Here is a 16,550-nt window from a genome sequence, read left to right on the forward strand (position 1 = left end):
ACTTTTCTTACTTAATTAGTGAGTTTTACATTGCTCATAAATTCCACGCTCTTTTAGAGCAGAAATTAGTGTTTCACCCATAACAGATGGAGTGTCAGCAACTTTAATTCCACATTCATTCATTATGCGAATCTTCTCATCAGCAGTACCTTTTCCACCAGAGATAATCGCACCAGCATGACCCATACGCTTTCCTGGAGGCGCAGTACGACCACCGATGAATCCTACAACTGGCTTTGTCATGTTAGCCTTTACCCACTCAGCTGCTTCTTCTTCAGCTGTTCCACCGATTTCACCAATCATAATGACTGCATACGTATCTTCATCTTCGTTAAATGCTTTTAACGTGTCGATAAAGTTCGTCCCATTAACAGGGTCTCCTCCGATACCAACAGCTGTAGATTGACCAATTCCTGCTTGTGTTAATTGGTGAACAGCTTCATAAGTTAGTGTACCAGAACGAGAAACAACTCCTACATGTCCTTTTGTATGGATATAACCAGGCATGATTCCAATTTTACACTCATCAGGAGTAATAACACCTGGGCAGTTTGGACCTACTAGGCGAGTCTTTTTTCCTTCCATGTAACGCTTTACCTTTGTCATATCAAGAACTGGAATATGCTCAGTGATACAAATCACAAGATCTAGCTCAGCGTCTACACCTTCCATGATTGCATCTGCAGCAAATGGAGCTGGAACATAAATAACAGAAACATTAGCACCCGTTTGTTTTACAGCTTCTGAAACTGTATTGAATACAGGTACTCCTTCCACTTCAGTTCCACCTTTACCAGGAGTAACACCACCAACAATCTTTGTTCCGTATTCAAGCATTTGCTTTGTGTGGAAAGCTGCAGTTGAACCTGTAATACCTTGTACGATAACCTTTGTGTCTTTATTAACAAATACGCTCATGTTTGTCCCCTGCCTTTCTTATCCTACTAGTGATACAATCTTTTGTGCGCCGTCAGCCATAGAATCAGCTGCAACAATATCTAAACCTGATTCAGCAAGAATTTTCTTACCTAAATCAACGTTAGTTCCTTCTAAACGTACTACTAAAGGTACACTTAATTGTACTTGCTTAGCAGCTTCAACAACACCTGTAGCAATAATGTCACACTTCATGATTCCACCAAAGATATTAACAAAAATACCTTTTACGTTTTGATCTGAAAGGATGATTTTAAATGCTTCAGTTACTTTCTCAGCAGTTGCACTTCCACCTACGTCAAGGAAGTTCGATGGACTTCCACCATAGTGCTTGATGATATCCATTGTAGCCATTGCAAGTCCAGCACCGTTTACCATACAACCGATATTTCCATCTAATGAAATATAAGCAAGGTCATACTTAGAAGCTTCGATTTCCTTTGGATCTTCTTCTTCAAGATCACGATATTCTAAGATATCCTTATTACGGTATAATGCGTTAGTGTCAAAGTTTAGCTTTGCATCAAGAGCCATAACATCTCCGTCACCTGTTACAACAAGTGGGTTAATTTCAGCAATTGAACAATCTTTTTCAACAAACGCAGTATAAAGACCCATCATGAACTTAACAGCCTTACCAACTAGTTCTTTAGGGATATTGATATTAAAAGCAATTCTTCTTGCTTGGAAGCCCTGAAGACCTACAGCAGGATCAATTACCTCTTTGAAGATTTTTTCAGGAGTTGCTTCAGCTACTTCCTCAATCTCTGTTCCGCCTTCTTCAGAAGCCATAAGAACAACACTTGAAGTTGCACGATCAAGTACTAGTCCAATATAGTACTCCTTCTTAATGTCGCAACCTTCTTCAATTAGCAAGCGCTTAACTTCTTTACCTTCTGGACCTGTTTGATGCGTAACTAGAGTTTTACCTAGGATTTCGCTTGCATATGTACGGACCTCATCTAAGCTTTTAGCTACCTTAACACCACCAGCTTTTCCACGTCCACCTGCATGAATTTGTGCTTTTACTACACAAATCTGTGTACCTAATTCTTTTGCTGCTTCTACAGCTTCCTCAACTGTGAAAGCAACTTTACCATTTGGGACCGAAACCCCATATTTTCTGAGGATCTCTTTACCTTGATACTCATGGATATTCATTTGTCATCCTCCTATCATTATCTAACAAAAATAATAGACTGCGTTTTCATTGTATAAAATGAGAGGTACCTTGTCTAGTTAAAGTAAACAATTATTATATAAGTAATAGATTTCCTAATTTTCAAATAACTTTATAAGTCGTTTTTAGGTACCTCTTTTCAGACCAAACAACAAAAATCTACTCTTCATGAGTAGATTTTTGTTGTTGATCCATTCTATAAACAAATGCAAACACTTCAGCGACAGCTTGGTACAGTTCTTCTGGTATGGATTCATTTATCTGCAATTGACTTAATAATTCAACTAAAGAGGTGTCCTCTTGTATGGGAACATTTCCTTCTTTTGCTCTCTGAATAATATTGTCTGCAACTATGCCCTTCCCCTTCGCCACTATTTTAGGAGCACCATTCTTTTGAGCATCATAAGATAGCGCTATCGCCTCTCTACGTTTAGGAAGATTCTTTTCTTTTTTCATATCTTAATGTCAACTCCCTGATAGCTCTGCTTACGTTGACTATTTATTGCATCAAATGGCTGTGGCAAACGTTCTTTTTCAGCAGATTTATTAACTTTTACAGAGGATAAGACATAATTTAGTGCAGTAAGTTGCTCTTTTAATAGAGTTTGATTAGGAGCAACGCTAGATTCCAAGCCATCTGTATCATTTATAATCGAAATATTGATTACTCTGTTTTGAACTTGCATATCAATGATTGTTTCATTGATATTTTCTAAATCCAAGTAAAATAAGATTCTACAGAAGTTTGGATCTATTTGGCCATTTTCTTTTTTCTGTCCACTCCATTGTAGTGTTACATCGGAAAGTTTACTTCCCAACGAAAGAGGGAATTGCATATACAACTGTTGAAGAGGTCCATTTACTTCTTGAGATAAAATCTGTAAACCAGTAATTCGATTTAAAAGTGGCTCTAGATCCTTACCAGTTGCGCCTAGTTCATTCATCACAGTTAATAATAGTGATTTAAGAGACTCTAACTTCTCTGGATTTTCAATATTATTTCTGATAAGAGCAGAAAACTCTTTTTCATGTTCTAATCCCAACAACTGAACCATTTGCTTGAAAAGCTGTTTAACCTCGAGTCCATTGTCAAAGGAGGTTCCCTTATAGTTAACTAATTGCTTAATAAGTAGAGCATCTTCTGTTGGCGTTTCCGAAGATATACTTCCTGCTAATCCGATAAGACTACTTTCAAGTTTATTTACTTGGCTTGTTGTCAGAGATTTTATGATTTCATTCGTTATTTGTGCACGAGTGTTTACGTCCAGCCTTGCCGCCTCAGAGCCGACTTGTCGTTGATCTAATTTCTGAAAAGTAGATATCGCTTCTTCTTGTGTTAAAGATTTCGAAATTACATGTAGTGATTGCAATATTCGAAAGGCTGCATCTTGTGTTTGTTTAGATCCTTTTGGCGAGAGCCACTGGTCTATTGTTAACTCTAGAGCTTTCTTTCCGTTCATCTGTGAACTTCCTTCTAGGATGCTCGATAAATAACTTTTTAATTGGACAACTGAGTCGGAAGATGGAATTCTTGCGTTGTTAAGCATATTCTTTACATCAGTTAGTTGACTAGAAATAGATGCTGGGTTTAAAAAGGCAACCAATGATTTAAACGTTTGGTTGGTAAAAGGAAGTTCCTTTTGTAACATCCATTCAATTGCCTTTAGACCACTAGTAGGATTACTGGTTTCATTAAGCCAAAGTGCAGCTTTGGTTAATTGTTCTTTTGTAAACGATAAATTGACTGATTGTAAAAGCTGTAATAGTTGTCTGTTGAGTTTTGTTTCCGGAAGCTGAAACTGACCTAGTAAAGAAACAGTAGATTCTTTGCCTACAAGATGCCCACCCATCTTCTGATCAATCACCTTTAAATATAGTTCTCCATTTTTATCATGCTTGGCTTCGAACCAATATCTTTCATTCAATTCAATTGCCGCCTCAACCTGAGCATGCAATCTCATCGTTCCAAGTTGAACAATGGCAATATTGTTTGGAAAAATCTTTTGCACTTTTCCATTTATAATTTGTCCAGGTCTAACTGAAAGAGTTGAAGCTTGTTGAACTCGGTCACTATTCAACATTGAGTGAATGATTTGGGTTGGGTTCATATGAATCTTCTCCTAACTTTTACTACTAGCAACCTCTTTAATAGGGGCAAAGGAGCGACGGTGCTCGGAAATAATACCATTTAATGATATAGCTTCTAGATGTTGTTTTGTTCCATATCCCATGTGATTTTGAAATCCATACTGTGGATATTCTTCAGCTAATTTTTTCATATAATTATCTCTAGTCACCTTTGCAATAATTGAACTAGCAGCTATGGATGCGCTATTTTGGTCACCTTTGATGATTGATTTCTGCTTGATATCAAGTTCAAGTTTCATTGCATCAATTAACAGAAAATCTGGCATAGGTTTTAACTGAGTAATAGCTTCTTTCATAGCTAATTTTGTAGCTTCATATATATTTACTTCGTCGATTTTTTGAGCGTGAATAAAACCGATTCCAATACTAATGGCAACATCCTGTATTAACTGAAAATAATATTCCTTTTTCGCATCTGTCAGCTGCTTAGAGTCATTAATTCCGAGTAGCTCCACTTGTCTTGGTAAAATAACTGCTGAAGCCACTACCGGTCCTGCTAATGGTCCTCTTCCTACTTCATCAACACCTGCCACAAGACTATAACCTAACCCATGAAGCTCTTTTTCATATGTAGTCATCTGTTTCCAATGTTTCTTTTGTAATAGGAACTCCTGTTGCTCTTTTTCATACTGATCAATTAGCTTTATTACACCTTTTCGGGAATCTTTTTTAAGTTCTTTTAATAGCTTTTGATCAATGGTACGATTATTTAGAATTGAGGTAATCTCATTGATTGTGTACTGTTTCATGCTCTAACACACTCCCTATTTATATATATCGGAAGTATACAAAAAAAATAAAGACCTGTTTTTTAACAGATCTTTACTCTTCTATCCAATCACTCGGAGATTCAAACGTTAAATCACCAAGTCTACCAGCTCGAATTTCTCTTAATACGAGCTCGGATGTCTTATCATAATCAATAAGTCCTCCGCCCATCAAACAGCCTCTACGCTTCCCTATTTCATCAAATAATTCAACAATCTCCTCAGGAATCTCCGAAAGATCATATCTCTCTTTAAGCATATTAGGATAATGTTCAGACAAAAATCGCAAAGCATATACAGCTACTTCTTGTAAATTAATGATAGTATCCTTTATAGCTCCTGTTGTAGCAAGCCTAAGCCCGACAAGTTCATCCTCAAATTTTGGCCATAGTATCCCTGGTGTATCAAGAAGCTCTAATTCTTTCCCTACCTTAATCCATTGTTGAGCAGTAGTAACCCCGGGACGATCACCTGTTTTAGCGATATTTTTCTTTGCAAGCTTATTAATAAGCGTCGACTTCCCAACATTCGGTATCCCTATTATTAGGACACGCACTGCTCTAGGATTGACACCTTTAGCCCTCATTCTTTCCCATTTTTCATGTACTAGCTCCTGGCAGCCACTTACAATTTGTTTCATGTTTTTCCCAGATTGGGCATCAATAGCAAGAGTTTTAATCCCTTTGCTTTGGAAATGGTGAATCCACTCACTCGTTTTCTTGTCATCAGCTAGGTCAGCCTTATTTAGTAGCATGAGTCTTGGCTTCGATGAAACAATTTCATCTATCATTGGATTTCTTGAAGAGTTAGGGATTCTAGCATCCGCTAATTCTACAACTACATCAATCAGTTTTAGTTTTTCCTGTACCTGGCGACGTGCTTTCGCCATATGACCTGGAAACCATTGTATTGTCATGACCTCACCACCTTCTATTAGTTTTTATTATGTCTCAAATAGTATTCAAAATGTGTTTGAAATTGTTACTACAAAAAAAGAAAGGGATGAGCGATAACTCTTCCCTTGGTGATTCTATCTATTCTACCAACCGAATCTCAGACAGCGGCCAATATACCGCACTCGTTTTACCAATCACGCTTTCCATTGGCACAAACCCAATTACTCTACTGTCTTTACTGTGTCGTCGATTATCACCCATAACAAATATGTGTCCCTCTGGAACAGTCTTTTCTCCAAGCAATTGCTCAATCTCAAAATCATAGGTTAAAGGAGCATCGATAATTTCTGTTTTCGCACCCTCTAAATATTCTTCCTCAATTGGTTCACCATTGATATATAATATATCATTCTTATACTCTACATGATCTCCTGGAAGTCCGATCACTCTTTTTATGTAATCCTTTTGCTCTGGTGCATGGAACACAACGATATCAAAGCGTTCAGGTTCACCTATATTATAGCTCAACTTATTAACGACCATTCGATTTTCATCATGGAGGGTTGGCATCATAGATAAGCCGTCTACAACAATTGGAGCAAAAAGAAAGTAGCGAATACCTGCAGCTAATGCTACAGCAATTAATAGTGCTTTAATCCATTCCCAAACTTCGCTTTTTTGACGGGTCATCACTCATCCTCCAGCTCTTTTTATCGTTTGAAAAAGGAGCTTGACAATCAAGCTCCTCATTTCTCTCTTATCTATCATATCATAATATGTATGTATGTACATTTGAGCCTAAAGATAAACTCCGCATCATTGTGGGCTTACCCACAATGATGGAAGTCTGTTTCTTATCGTATTTCTTTGATACGTGCGGCTTTACCACGTAGATTGCGTAAGTAGTATAATTTCGCACGGCGTACTTTACCACGACGAATTACTTCGATTAGCGCAATTTTAGGTGAGTGTAATGGGAAAGCACGTTCAACACCAACACCGTAAGAGATCTTACGTACTGTGAATGTTTCGCTGATTCCTCCACCACGACGCTTAATCACAACACCTTCAAAGATCTGGATACGCTCACGAGTTCCTTCGACAACCTTTACGTGTACACGTACAGTGTCCCCAGAACGGAAAGCTGGTAGATCAGATTTAAGTTGGTCTTTAGTGATATCTTCGATTAACTTTTGCATCGTATTCAACTCCTTCCGAACAGATGCTCATTACAACGCTTTTAATCATTGCAGCGGAACACCGTTATCACAGACTTTTCGGCACTATAGCCTAAGTCACAAGAAACATCATACCATACAGAACAGTGTGTTGCAATAGCTAGTCTGTCTCTTTTTGCAGTTCATGTAACCATTTTTTTTGCTGATCTGAAAGCTGTTCTTCAATAATTAAATCAGGTCTTCTTTGAAGTGTTCTTCTTAGCGATTCCTTTGATCGCCATTCCTCAATCTTTTTATGATTTCCTGATATAAGTACATCCGGCACCTTATATCCACGGAACTCTGCTGGTCTTGTATATTGTGGATGTTCTAAGTATCCAGTGCTAAAGGAATCCTTTTTATGTGATACTTCATTACCAAGGACATCTGGCAATAAGCGGACTACACTATCTACCACCACCATTGCCGCTAACTCCCCACCTGTTAACACATAGTCTCCAATCGAAATTTCATCAGTAACTACGTATTCTCTTATTCTTTCGTCATACCCTTCATAATGTCCACAAATGAAAATAAGGTGATCTTCCTCAGCCAGTTCCTCAGCCTTTTTTTGGTTCAGACGTTCCCCTTGAGGACACATTAAAATGACACGCGGAGATCCTTTTGACTGTTCCTTTAAATGATCCACAGCATCAAAAATTGGCTGAGCTGTTAGAACCATCCCAGCTCCACCGCCGTACGGGTAGTCGTCAACGTTTTTATGCTTATTACTTGAATAATCACGAAAATTAATAACCGAGATATCAACTGCTTCTTTTTCCTGTGCAATTTTCATCATCGAATGCTGCAACACCCCTGTGAACATCTCAGGAAATAAAGTTAGAATATTGATCTTCATTAAGAAAGTAACCCTTCCATAGGTTGAATGATAATCAGCTTATTATCAACATCAATCTTTTGAACAACATCCTTTATGTAAGGAATTAGTGCATCCTTCACTCCATTACGTTGAATGACCCATACATCATTCGCTCCTGTGGAAAGAATCTCTTTAATTTTTCCAAGATTCTCTCCATCCACCGTTTCAACCGAACATCCGATAATTTCATGATAATAAAATTCACCTTCATCTAACTTACCCTGCTGTGCCTCAGGAATCTTTACCAACGCACCTTTGAAGCGCTCAACATGATTTACATTGCTATAGCCTTCAAATGTTAGTAGATTAAAATTCTTGTGAACACGATGCCCAGATACCTTTACTTCAATTGGTTCCTTTTCATTTTGTAAAAAGATAAATAATGAATTTCCAATAGCATAGCGTTCTTCAGGAAAATCAGTAGTTGAGATTACTCTAACTTCACCTCTTATACCATGGGTATTTACAATTTTTCCGACATTGAACCATTTACTCAAATCTTGTCACCTCTATCTTATGTCTACTATTTTTCCGTCTTCAATAATAATTACTTGGTCATGGCCATTCCATTGATCACCAATTCCCACATCAATGATTGCCTGTATTTCCTGTTGTTTGATTTCACTACCTAATGGTAGCATATGTAATTGTTCTAATCTAAAATCTAGATTCCTTATTTTTTCCTTTCTAGTATCCATCTCATTCTCATATGTTTGTATTTGTGAAGGAAGTGATTTCTTGTTTAATTCCATTCTTTTCTGTTCAAATCGTAACTGGTCACATTCTTTTTGTAATTGCAATCGCTGTGAGGAAAATTGTTTTTGCAGCTCTTGCCTACTTTTTTCGGTTAAGACTTGTTTCACAATAACAGTTTGAATGACTTTCAAGTTAACTTCCCCCTCTATTTAAAGGCTGTTTTCGTATCTTGATGTGAATAGAAACTTTACCCCCAGATGATGTCACAAAAGGTAATTAAGGTAGTCTTACAAAAAAAAGGGAGAGGAAAGTCCTCACCCTTTTAGAAGTATTTCTAGTTGAATTAAGTTTCAGCGAAGTACGCATCCACAATGAAACGAAGCTTCTTACTGAATATCTAGATGTATGCGCTTATTACTCTTAGAAGACGCAGAAGAATAAATGACTGTACGAATGGCTTTAGCAACTCGTCCATTTTTACCAATTATTTTACCGACATCATCTTTATGAACAGTTAGTTTATAAGTGATATGCTGGTTGTCTTCAACCTCTTGAATAACAACCGCTTCTGGATAATCCACTAAAGGCTTAACAATCGTTTCAATTAATTCTTTCATTTGAGCCACGCTCATTACTTACTGTTTCTTGCGATGTGGAACTTTTCCATGATCCCTTGCTTAGAGAAAAGGTTACGAACTGTATCAGATGGCTTAGCACCATTTGATAACCACTTAAGAGCTAACTCTTCATTAATGTCAACTAATGCTGGAGCAGCAACTGGATTGTAAGTACCAATTTCTTCAATTAGACGACCATCACGTGGTGAACGAGAGTCTGCAACTACTACACGATAAAAAGGATTTTTCTTTGAACCCATGCGCTTTAAACGAATTTTAACTGCCATTTTATATAGCACCTCCGAAATTTTATATAATAATTAAATGTTGGATAAATCTATATCCTAATATAACAACAAAATATATCATACCAAGAAGAAAATTGTTTGTAAAGTATTTTTTCTTAACACCCTGAAAATTTCTTGTGATATAAGGCATTTTCAAAGCAAAAGATCGAATAGAACTTACATAAAAGGAAGTTTAAAGCCACCTTTTTTCTTCCCTTTTTGCATATTAGACATTTGTTTCATCATTTTTTTCATATCTTCGAATTGCTTAAGTAGACGGTTAACTTCCTGAACAGAAGTTCCGCTTCCTTTGGCAATTCTTTTTTTACGACTAGCATTAATGATTTCAGGTTGAACCTTTTCCTTCTTAGTCATGGATTTTATAATTGCCTCTACATGACCAATTTGCTTTTCATCAACCTGTACATTTTTTAGGCCCTTCATTTTGTTTGCTCCTGGTAGCATTCCAAGAAGCTCATCTAATGGACCCATGCTTCTTACTTGTGCGAGTTGTTCTAGGAAATCATCAAAAGTGAAAGACATGGTTCGCATTTTCTGCTCAAGCTCTTTTGCTTTTTCTTCATCCACAGAGGCCTGCGCTTTCTCAATAAGGGTAAGCACATCTCCCATACCTAATATACGGGAAGCCATTCTTTCAGGATGAAACGCTTCAATCGCATCCATCTTTTCTCCTAGTCCGACGAACTTAATAGGTGTATTGGTCACTGCCTTAACAGACAACGCTGCCCCACCACGTGTATCACCATCAAGTTTGGTTAAAACAACTCCTGTAATATCTAGCTGCTCATTAAAGCTTTCTGCAACATTTACAGCATCTTGACCTGTCATCGCATCAACAACTAAGAAAATCTCGTCTGGCTTTGCAAGTTCTTTTACTTCTTTAAGCTCATTCATTAGATTTTCATCAACATGTAGTCGACCAGCTGTATCAATTAACACATAGTCATAGTGTTCTTTTTTCGCATGTTCAATAGCTTGTCTCGCAATTTCAACAGGGCTCACCTGATCTCCTAACGAGAAAACCGGCATACTTAATTGCTTACCTAATGTTTCAAGCTGTTTAATTGCAGCAGGTCGATAAATATCAGCTGCCACCAGCATAGGGTTTTTATTATATTTCTTTCGAAGCAGGTTAGCGAGCTTACCAGTGGTTGTTGTCTTACCAGCACCTTGTAACCCAACCATCATGACGACTGTTGGTGGGCGATTAGAAACAGCAATTTTACTTTGCTCGCCACCCATTAGAGCGGTTAGCTCTTCTTGAACAACTTTAATGATCTGTTGTCCTGGGGTTAAGCTTTTCATAACCTCCTGGCCAACAGAACGCTCGGACACCTTTTTAACAAACTCTTTTACAACTTTGAAGTTAACATCAGCTTCTAGTAATGCAAGTCGAACTTCTCGCATCATTTCCTTTACGTCAGCTTCTGTTACCTTCCCTTTCCCTTTAATCTTTTGAATGGTACCTTGTAATCGGTCGGCTAATCCTTCAAATGCCATCGCTTGCCTCCCCCTAATCTAATTGATCAAGTTCATCTATTAGCGTTCTTACCTGTTCCAAATCAAGTGTTTCATTTTTAATTTGTTTAATAATAATTTGCCTTTTTTGAAATTTCTCGAGTAAGTGTAGTTTATTCTCATACTCTTCAAGCATAGCTTCAGTCCGTTTTATATTATCATAGACTGCTTGGCGACTAACTTGATATTCTTCAGCAATTTCACCTAAGGAGTAGTCATCTAGGTAATATAACACCATATAGCTCCGTTGTTTTGGAGTTAGTAGTGACTGATAAAAATCAAATAGTAGATTCATTCTTGTTGTTTTTTCAAGCAAAAGAATCCCCCCTCATCAAGTGAAACAACTTTACAACACATCATCTTACATCACTAGCCAAAGACTGTCAAGAAATAACACTTGACTAAAAGAAAAACTGAAGTGCCCCAAATGGAATTTCCGTTAAGAGCAACCTCCTCAAAAGTGAGGTCCGCTTCAGCCTTATCTTACTTTGTCAAACTAATCTTCTTTTCTTTCTTCAGCTTCCTCAAGCATGTCACTAAATAGACCAAATACGAACTGTTCTGGGTCAAATTCTTGGAGGTCATCCATTTTCTCTCCTAAGCCCACGAACTTAACAGGAGTGTTCAATTCATTACGAATTGCTAGTACAATTCCCCCCTTTGCTGTCCCGTCTAGTTTAGTTAACACAATTCCTGTGACATCAGTTGCTTGAGTGAACGTTTTAGCCTGACTCATTGCATTTTGTCCAGTTGTAGCATCTAAAACTAATAGTACTTCGTGTGGTGCACCAGGAACTTCACGTTCGATGACACGTTTAACTTTTTCAAGCTCCTTCATAAGGTTAACTTTGTTCTGTAAACGACCAGCCGTATCACAAAGTAGTACATCCACCTGACGTGATTTAGCAGCTTGCAATGCATCATATACTACAGCAGCTGGGTCAGAACCCTCAGATTGTTTAATAACAGATACTCCTACTCGTTCTCCCCAAACCTCTAATTGATCGATAGCACCCGCTCTAAACGTATCCCCTGCAGCTAATAAGACAGATTTTCCGTCTTGCTTCAGTTTATGAGCAAGCTTTCCAATAGAGGTAGTTTTTCCGACTCCATTAACTCCAACTACTAACACAACCGTTAATCCAGTCTCCTGTAAATTCAAGCTATTTTCTTCATCAAAATCGCCTTGATAGATCTCAACAAGCTTTTCTGAAATGACTGAATGCATATCACGTGGATCCTGAATATTACGCTTCTTGACTTCATCCTTAAGTTCATCAATAAGCTCCATCACAGTCGATACCCCGACATCAGCTGAAATTAATATTTCCTCGAGTTCTTCGAAAAAGTCTTCATCCACTTTACGATAACGGTATACTAAGTCATTTACACGACCAGCAAACGAATCACGTGTTTTCGTTAAACCTTCTTTGAACTTTTCAGTTACTGAAGTTGTTTGATTTGAAATACTTTCCTTTAGCTTTTTAAAGAAGCTCATTTAATACCCTCATTTCCCTCTATTTACTAGATACCCACCAATTCCTTAGAGTCTTCAAGTCTTACTGATACTAGCTTTGAGACTCCAGATTCTTGCATAGTTACACCGTATAAGACATCACTTTCTTCCATTGTTCCTTTACGGTGTGTTATCACAATAAATTGTGTTTCTTGGCTAAACTTCTTTAAATACAGTCCAAATCGATGTACATTTGCATCATCCAAGGCTGCTTCCACTTCATCTAATACACAGAATGGAACTGGCCTTACTTTTAAAATAGAAAACAATAAGGCAATCGCTGTAAGTGCTCGTTCTCCTCCTGATAAAAGACCTAAGTTTGTAAGTTTTTTGCCCGGTGGCTGCGCTACTATGTCAACACCTGTATTTAATAGATCTTCTGGATTAGTGAGCCGTAGATCAGCTCTTCCGCCTCCAAATAGAGATTTAAATACCCCCTCAAAATGAGAACGTATGGCTGAGAAGGTAGTCTCAAAGCGTTTTTTCATTTCTTCATCCATTTCCCCTATAACTCTATATAACGTATCCTTCGCTTCTACTAAGTCATTTTTCTGTTCTAGTAGGAAATGATGTCGTTCTGAAACTCTCTCATATTCTTCGATTGCTCCCATGTTAACAGATCCTAGCTCTTCAATGGCTAGTTTAATGAGCTTTACCTTTGTCCTTGCTTCTTGACTATCAACCGTTAGTGGATATTTGTCCTTAGCTGCCTCAAAGGTAAGCATGTACTCTTCACGAAGGTGCGTTAAACGATTTTCAAGTTCCACATCTAGTCGATTACTTTTTACTTCCTCATCTTTCACCGCTTCTACTAGTTGCTTATACTGTCGCCTAATTTCCTTTAACTCATTTTCGATATCCTCTATTTTGGTCTGCAATTGAAGCCGCTCTTCACGTCTTGAGGAAATGAGCTGTAACGTATCATTTTTATCAAGAAGCTTTTGCTTGGCTAATCGATCGAGCTGTTCTTCCCCTGAATCAGTTGATGTCATCTCACTTGAGAGTAAGGCTAAATCTTCCTTGGTAATTTGAAGCAACTGATCTGTTTCATTAAGCTCCTGTTGAAAACGATCTGTTTTTTCTTGTTGGTTCATAAGCTCTTGTTTTCTCTCTGCAAGCTGAATTCTAATATTAGTGATATCGCTTTGAAGAGTTTCTCTTGATGCCTGTTGTTTAGCCTTTTGCTCTGTTAGTTGCTTAATATCTTCGTCTAAAGCAGCAATTTTTCCTACAAGATCATTAAGCTCAGATTCCAAGACTGTTTTACGCGCAAGCATTTGGTCTCGGTCTGCTAGGAACATTTCCTTTTCGTGATCATACATAGATAATCTTTCATTTAAACTCTTTTCCTCAACCTCTACCTCACGAATGCTTGATTTTAATCCCTGCTCTTTAAAACGAAGTTCTTCACCACTAGCTCTTTGCTCGTTTAATAAAGCTTCATCGTCTAGTATGGTCTTTTTTAAGCTCTTTACATACTCTTCAAGTTTTATCGTTTTTTCCTGTATATCTTCTAATCTACTCGTTAGTTGTTCTAGTTCTCGCTGTCTACCCAACAGTGAATTTGATTTTTGCTTTACTGCTCCCCCAGTCATTGCCCCACCCGGACTTACAACATCGCCATCGAGGGTAACTAGTCGGTAACGGTAATTAATTAATCTAGCAATTTCATTCGCACCTTTGAGGTCTTTTGTAATAATAACATTACCTAACAAACTACTAATTACATTTTCATGCTTGCCCTGATATGTGATTAAGTCAACCGCAACGCCAACGAAGGCATCGTGTGATTGAAGTTTTCTCAGTTGATCCTCAGGTACTTTTTTTCCAGAAATAACAGATAAAGGTAAAAACGTTGCTCGTCCATAATGATTTTGCTTTAAAAACTGAATAGCCTTACGAGCATTTGTTTCATGATCAACAACAATGTGCTGCATAGAAGCCCCGAGTGCAATTTCTAGTGCGGTTTCGTAATCTTTAGGTACAGAAATTAGTTCTGCAATCGCCCCGTCAATTCCTTCAAGCTTATGATTACGAGCCTTAAGCACCTCTTTAACTCCTTGGAAGAACCCAGAGTAGTCCTCTTGCATCTCTTCTAACGTTTCTTTTCTAGATTTCGTTTGCTGCAGAACTTGATAACTCTGGTACAGCATTGATTCTTTCTTCTGGTAATCTTCCTTCATCTTCTCAATTTTCGCTTGAAGCTTTCGATACTCATCGATGTGTTCGTTTAACTCTTCTTGTTGAGTTTCTAGTTGACGACTCAACCCAGCTTTTCGCTCTAGTAAATCAGCACGAAGGAGAACATATTTTTCGTTTGATTGGTCAAGGCGTTCGTTTTTTACCTTTTGCTGATTAATTTGCTCAGATATATGTGACAATTCATTCCGTTTGGAGGCCTGTTCATTTAAATGCTCAATATAATCACTTTTTATATTCTCAAGCTGCTCTTCCATGTTTTCATTATAAGAACCATATTGCTTTTCATTCATAGAGAGTTCTGTTGTTAATTCTTTAACGACCTCTTTTAATGTTTGAAGACGTTGGTTTTCAGTTATTAACAATTCTTTATAACGACTAACTTTTATCTCATTTTCTTGGACCGTTTTTTCAAGCTGTCCTCTGTTTTGAGAAGCATTCTTTTTTCTTTCTTTTAAGACTTCCTTCTGTCCCTCAAGCTTTTCTAATTCTCCAGTAGTTAGTAAGAGTACTTCTTGAAGCTGTGAGATTGATTCATCAAAATCTCGAATATCATTTCGAATATTTTCGACCTGGGCCTCTTCACGTTGAATGACTGAGGCAAGCTTTAGCTCTTGATCCTTATGCTCTTCTAATTGCTCTAATAAGGTCTTCCACTTGTTATGAAGATCTTCTATCTCATACACAGTTAAGGCAACTTCAAATTTTTCTAGCTCGTCCTTTTTTTCCAGATAATCCTTTGCAATGGAAGACTGAATCTTTAATGGCTCTAACTGGTTCTCAAGCTCATGAAGTATATCTTCTACCCGATTTAAATTATCCTGTGCATCAGCTAGTTTACTTTCTGCTTTCTTTTTACGAGTTTTATATTTTAATACCCCTGCCGCTTCTTCAAAAATAGTTCGTCTTTCTTCAGCTTTACTACTTAAGATCTCTTCGACCTTACCTTGTGAGATAATGGAAAAAGCTTCTCTACCGAGACCAGAATCCATAAATAAATCAACAATATCCTTCAAGCGACAAGTCTGTTTATTAATTTGAAACTCAGACTCTCCAGAACGAAATACTCTTCTTGTTACGCTAACCTCATGATAATCAATCGGTAGAAACTGATCCTCATTATCTAAAGTTAATGTGACTTCTGCTACGTTAAGTGATTTTCTAGAATCACTGCCTGCAAAAATAATATCCTCCATCTTTGCACCACGAAGTGATTTTGCCGACTGCTCTCCAAGTACCCATCTAATTGCATCGGTGATATTACTTTTCCCACTACCATTTGGTCCTACGACAGCAGTAACTCCCGGAACAAAATCAACTGATACACGTTCTGCAAAAGACTTGAACCCTACTATATCTAAACGTTTGAGGAACATTTATTCCCCTCCTACAAAATGATCTTGATTGTTTTTAACACGTCACTTCTAGTGATCGATTGTTTTTCAAATACAACTGCCCTACTTAAAATCCAACACACCTTTTTCAAATAGCTATTATTTTAAATATATACTGATTGATTTTACCATAAAATGAAGAAGGAATCCCCTATTTTCAAGGGATTCCTTTTATTGCATTTCATTGTTTATTCTTCTGTAGTACTAGATGGTGTTTGTTGCGAAAGTGAGATGCTAACAATTCAGATCAACACTAAAGGAAACAACACCATTCTTCA

Annotated in this window: 17 protein-coding genes; all 17 read right to left on the bottom strand. The window is 37.5% G+C overall.

Features of this window, described 5'->3' with window-relative positions; all coding sequences use genetic code 11:
• Positions 1-15 precede the first annotated feature (15 nt).
• Positions 16-918: a succinate--CoA ligase subunit alpha gene (gene sucD / locus G4D63_RS00720; RefSeq protein WP_163176697.1), complete on the bottom strand. Its 903-nt coding sequence runs from the start codon at positions 916-918 to the stop codon at positions 16-18.
• 18 nt (positions 919-936) lie between these two features.
• Complete coding sequence (gene sucC, locus G4D63_RS00725) at positions 937-2,097, bottom strand: ADP-forming succinate--CoA ligase subunit beta (protein ID WP_163176699.1); 1,161 nt, start codon at positions 2,095-2,097, stop codon at positions 937-939.
• A 178-nt stretch (positions 2,098-2,275) separates the two neighbouring features.
• Positions 2,276-2,572, bottom strand: a complete 297-nt coding sequence (locus G4D63_RS00730; RefSeq protein WP_163176701.1) for an EscU/YscU/HrcU family type III secretion system export apparatus switch protein — start codon at positions 2,570-2,572, stop codon at positions 2,276-2,278.
• Positions 2,569-4,224, bottom strand: coding sequence for a hypothetical protein (locus G4D63_RS00735; protein WP_163176703.1), 1,656 nt, complete (start codon positions 4,222-4,224; stop codon positions 2,569-2,571). Before G4D63_RS00735 ends, G4D63_RS00730 begins: the two co-directional genes overlap by 4 nt.
• A 12-nt stretch (positions 4,225-4,236) precedes the next feature.
• Complete coding sequence (locus G4D63_RS00740; RefSeq protein ID WP_163176705.1) at positions 4,237-5,013, bottom strand: ribonuclease HII; 777 nt, start codon at positions 5,011-5,013, stop codon at positions 4,237-4,239.
• A 73-nt stretch (positions 5,014-5,086) separates the two neighbouring features.
• Positions 5,087-5,947: a ribosome biogenesis GTPase YlqF gene (gene ylqF, locus G4D63_RS00745; RefSeq protein WP_163176707.1), complete on the bottom strand. Its 861-nt coding sequence runs from the start codon at positions 5,945-5,947 to the stop codon at positions 5,087-5,089.
• Positions 5,948-6,065: 118 nt separating this feature from the next.
• A complete protein-coding gene (gene lepB / locus G4D63_RS00750) occupies positions 6,066-6,617 on the bottom strand; it encodes a signal peptidase I (protein WP_163176709.1) in 552 nt (183 codons plus the stop codon).
• A 164-nt stretch (positions 6,618-6,781) separates the two neighbouring features.
• Positions 6,782-7,126, bottom strand: a complete 345-nt coding sequence (rplS, locus tag G4D63_RS00755; RefSeq protein WP_163176711.1) for a 50S ribosomal protein L19 — start codon at positions 7,124-7,126, stop codon at positions 6,782-6,784.
• A 139-nt stretch (positions 7,127-7,265) separates the two neighbouring features.
• Complete coding sequence (trmD, locus tag G4D63_RS00760; protein ID WP_163176713.1) at positions 7,266-8,003, bottom strand: tRNA (guanosine(37)-N1)-methyltransferase TrmD; 738 nt, start codon at positions 8,001-8,003, stop codon at positions 7,266-7,268.
• Positions 8,003-8,521 (bottom strand): ribosome maturation factor RimM, encoded by a 519-nt coding sequence (gene rimM, locus G4D63_RS00765; protein ID WP_163176715.1) that lies wholly within the window; start codon positions 8,519-8,521, stop codon positions 8,003-8,005. The genes trmD and rimM overlap by 1 nt, the downstream gene beginning before the upstream one ends.
• Positions 8,522-8,533: 12 nt before the next feature.
• Positions 8,534-8,911 carry a YlqD family protein gene (locus G4D63_RS00770; RefSeq protein WP_163176717.1) on the bottom strand — a complete coding sequence of 126 codons (378 nt, stop codon included), beginning with the start codon at positions 8,909-8,911 and terminating at the stop codon, positions 8,534-8,536.
• Positions 8,912-9,106: 195 nt separating this feature from the next.
• Positions 9,107-9,337 carry a KH domain-containing protein gene (locus tag G4D63_RS00775; protein WP_163176719.1) on the bottom strand — a complete coding sequence of 77 codons (231 nt, stop codon included), beginning with the start codon at positions 9,335-9,337 and terminating at the stop codon, positions 9,107-9,109.
• A gap of 14 nt (positions 9,338-9,351) precedes the next feature.
• The gene (rpsP, locus tag G4D63_RS00780; RefSeq protein WP_163176721.1) at positions 9,352-9,624 is read right to left on the bottom strand and encodes a 30S ribosomal protein S16; all 273 of its coding nucleotides are present in this window, start codon (positions 9,622-9,624) and stop codon (positions 9,352-9,354) included.
• 177 nt (positions 9,625-9,801) lie between these two features.
• On the bottom strand, positions 9,802-11,145 hold the full coding sequence (gene ffh, locus G4D63_RS00785) for a signal recognition particle protein (protein ID WP_163176723.1): 1,344 nt from the start codon (positions 11,143-11,145) through the stop codon (positions 9,802-9,804).
• A 13-nt stretch (positions 11,146-11,158) separates the two neighbouring features.
• Complete coding sequence (locus G4D63_RS00790) at positions 11,159-11,458, bottom strand: putative DNA-binding protein (RefSeq protein WP_420837794.1); 300 nt, start codon at positions 11,456-11,458, stop codon at positions 11,159-11,161.
• A gap of 201 nt (positions 11,459-11,659) precedes the next feature.
• A complete protein-coding gene (ftsY, locus tag G4D63_RS00795; RefSeq protein ID WP_163176726.1) occupies positions 11,660-12,661 on the bottom strand; it encodes a signal recognition particle-docking protein FtsY in 1,002 nt (333 codons plus the stop codon).
• Between the two features lie 26 nt (positions 12,662-12,687).
• Positions 12,688-16,254, bottom strand: coding sequence for a chromosome segregation protein SMC (gene smc, locus G4D63_RS00800; protein ID WP_163176728.1), 3,567 nt, complete (start codon positions 16,252-16,254; stop codon positions 12,688-12,690).
• Positions 16,255-16,550 lie beyond the last annotated feature (296 nt).

The sequence above is a fragment of the Bacillus mesophilus genome, assembly GCF_011008845.1.
Taxonomy (GTDB): Bacteria; Bacillota; Bacilli; order Bacillales; family SA4; genus Bacillus_BS; species Bacillus_BS mesophilus.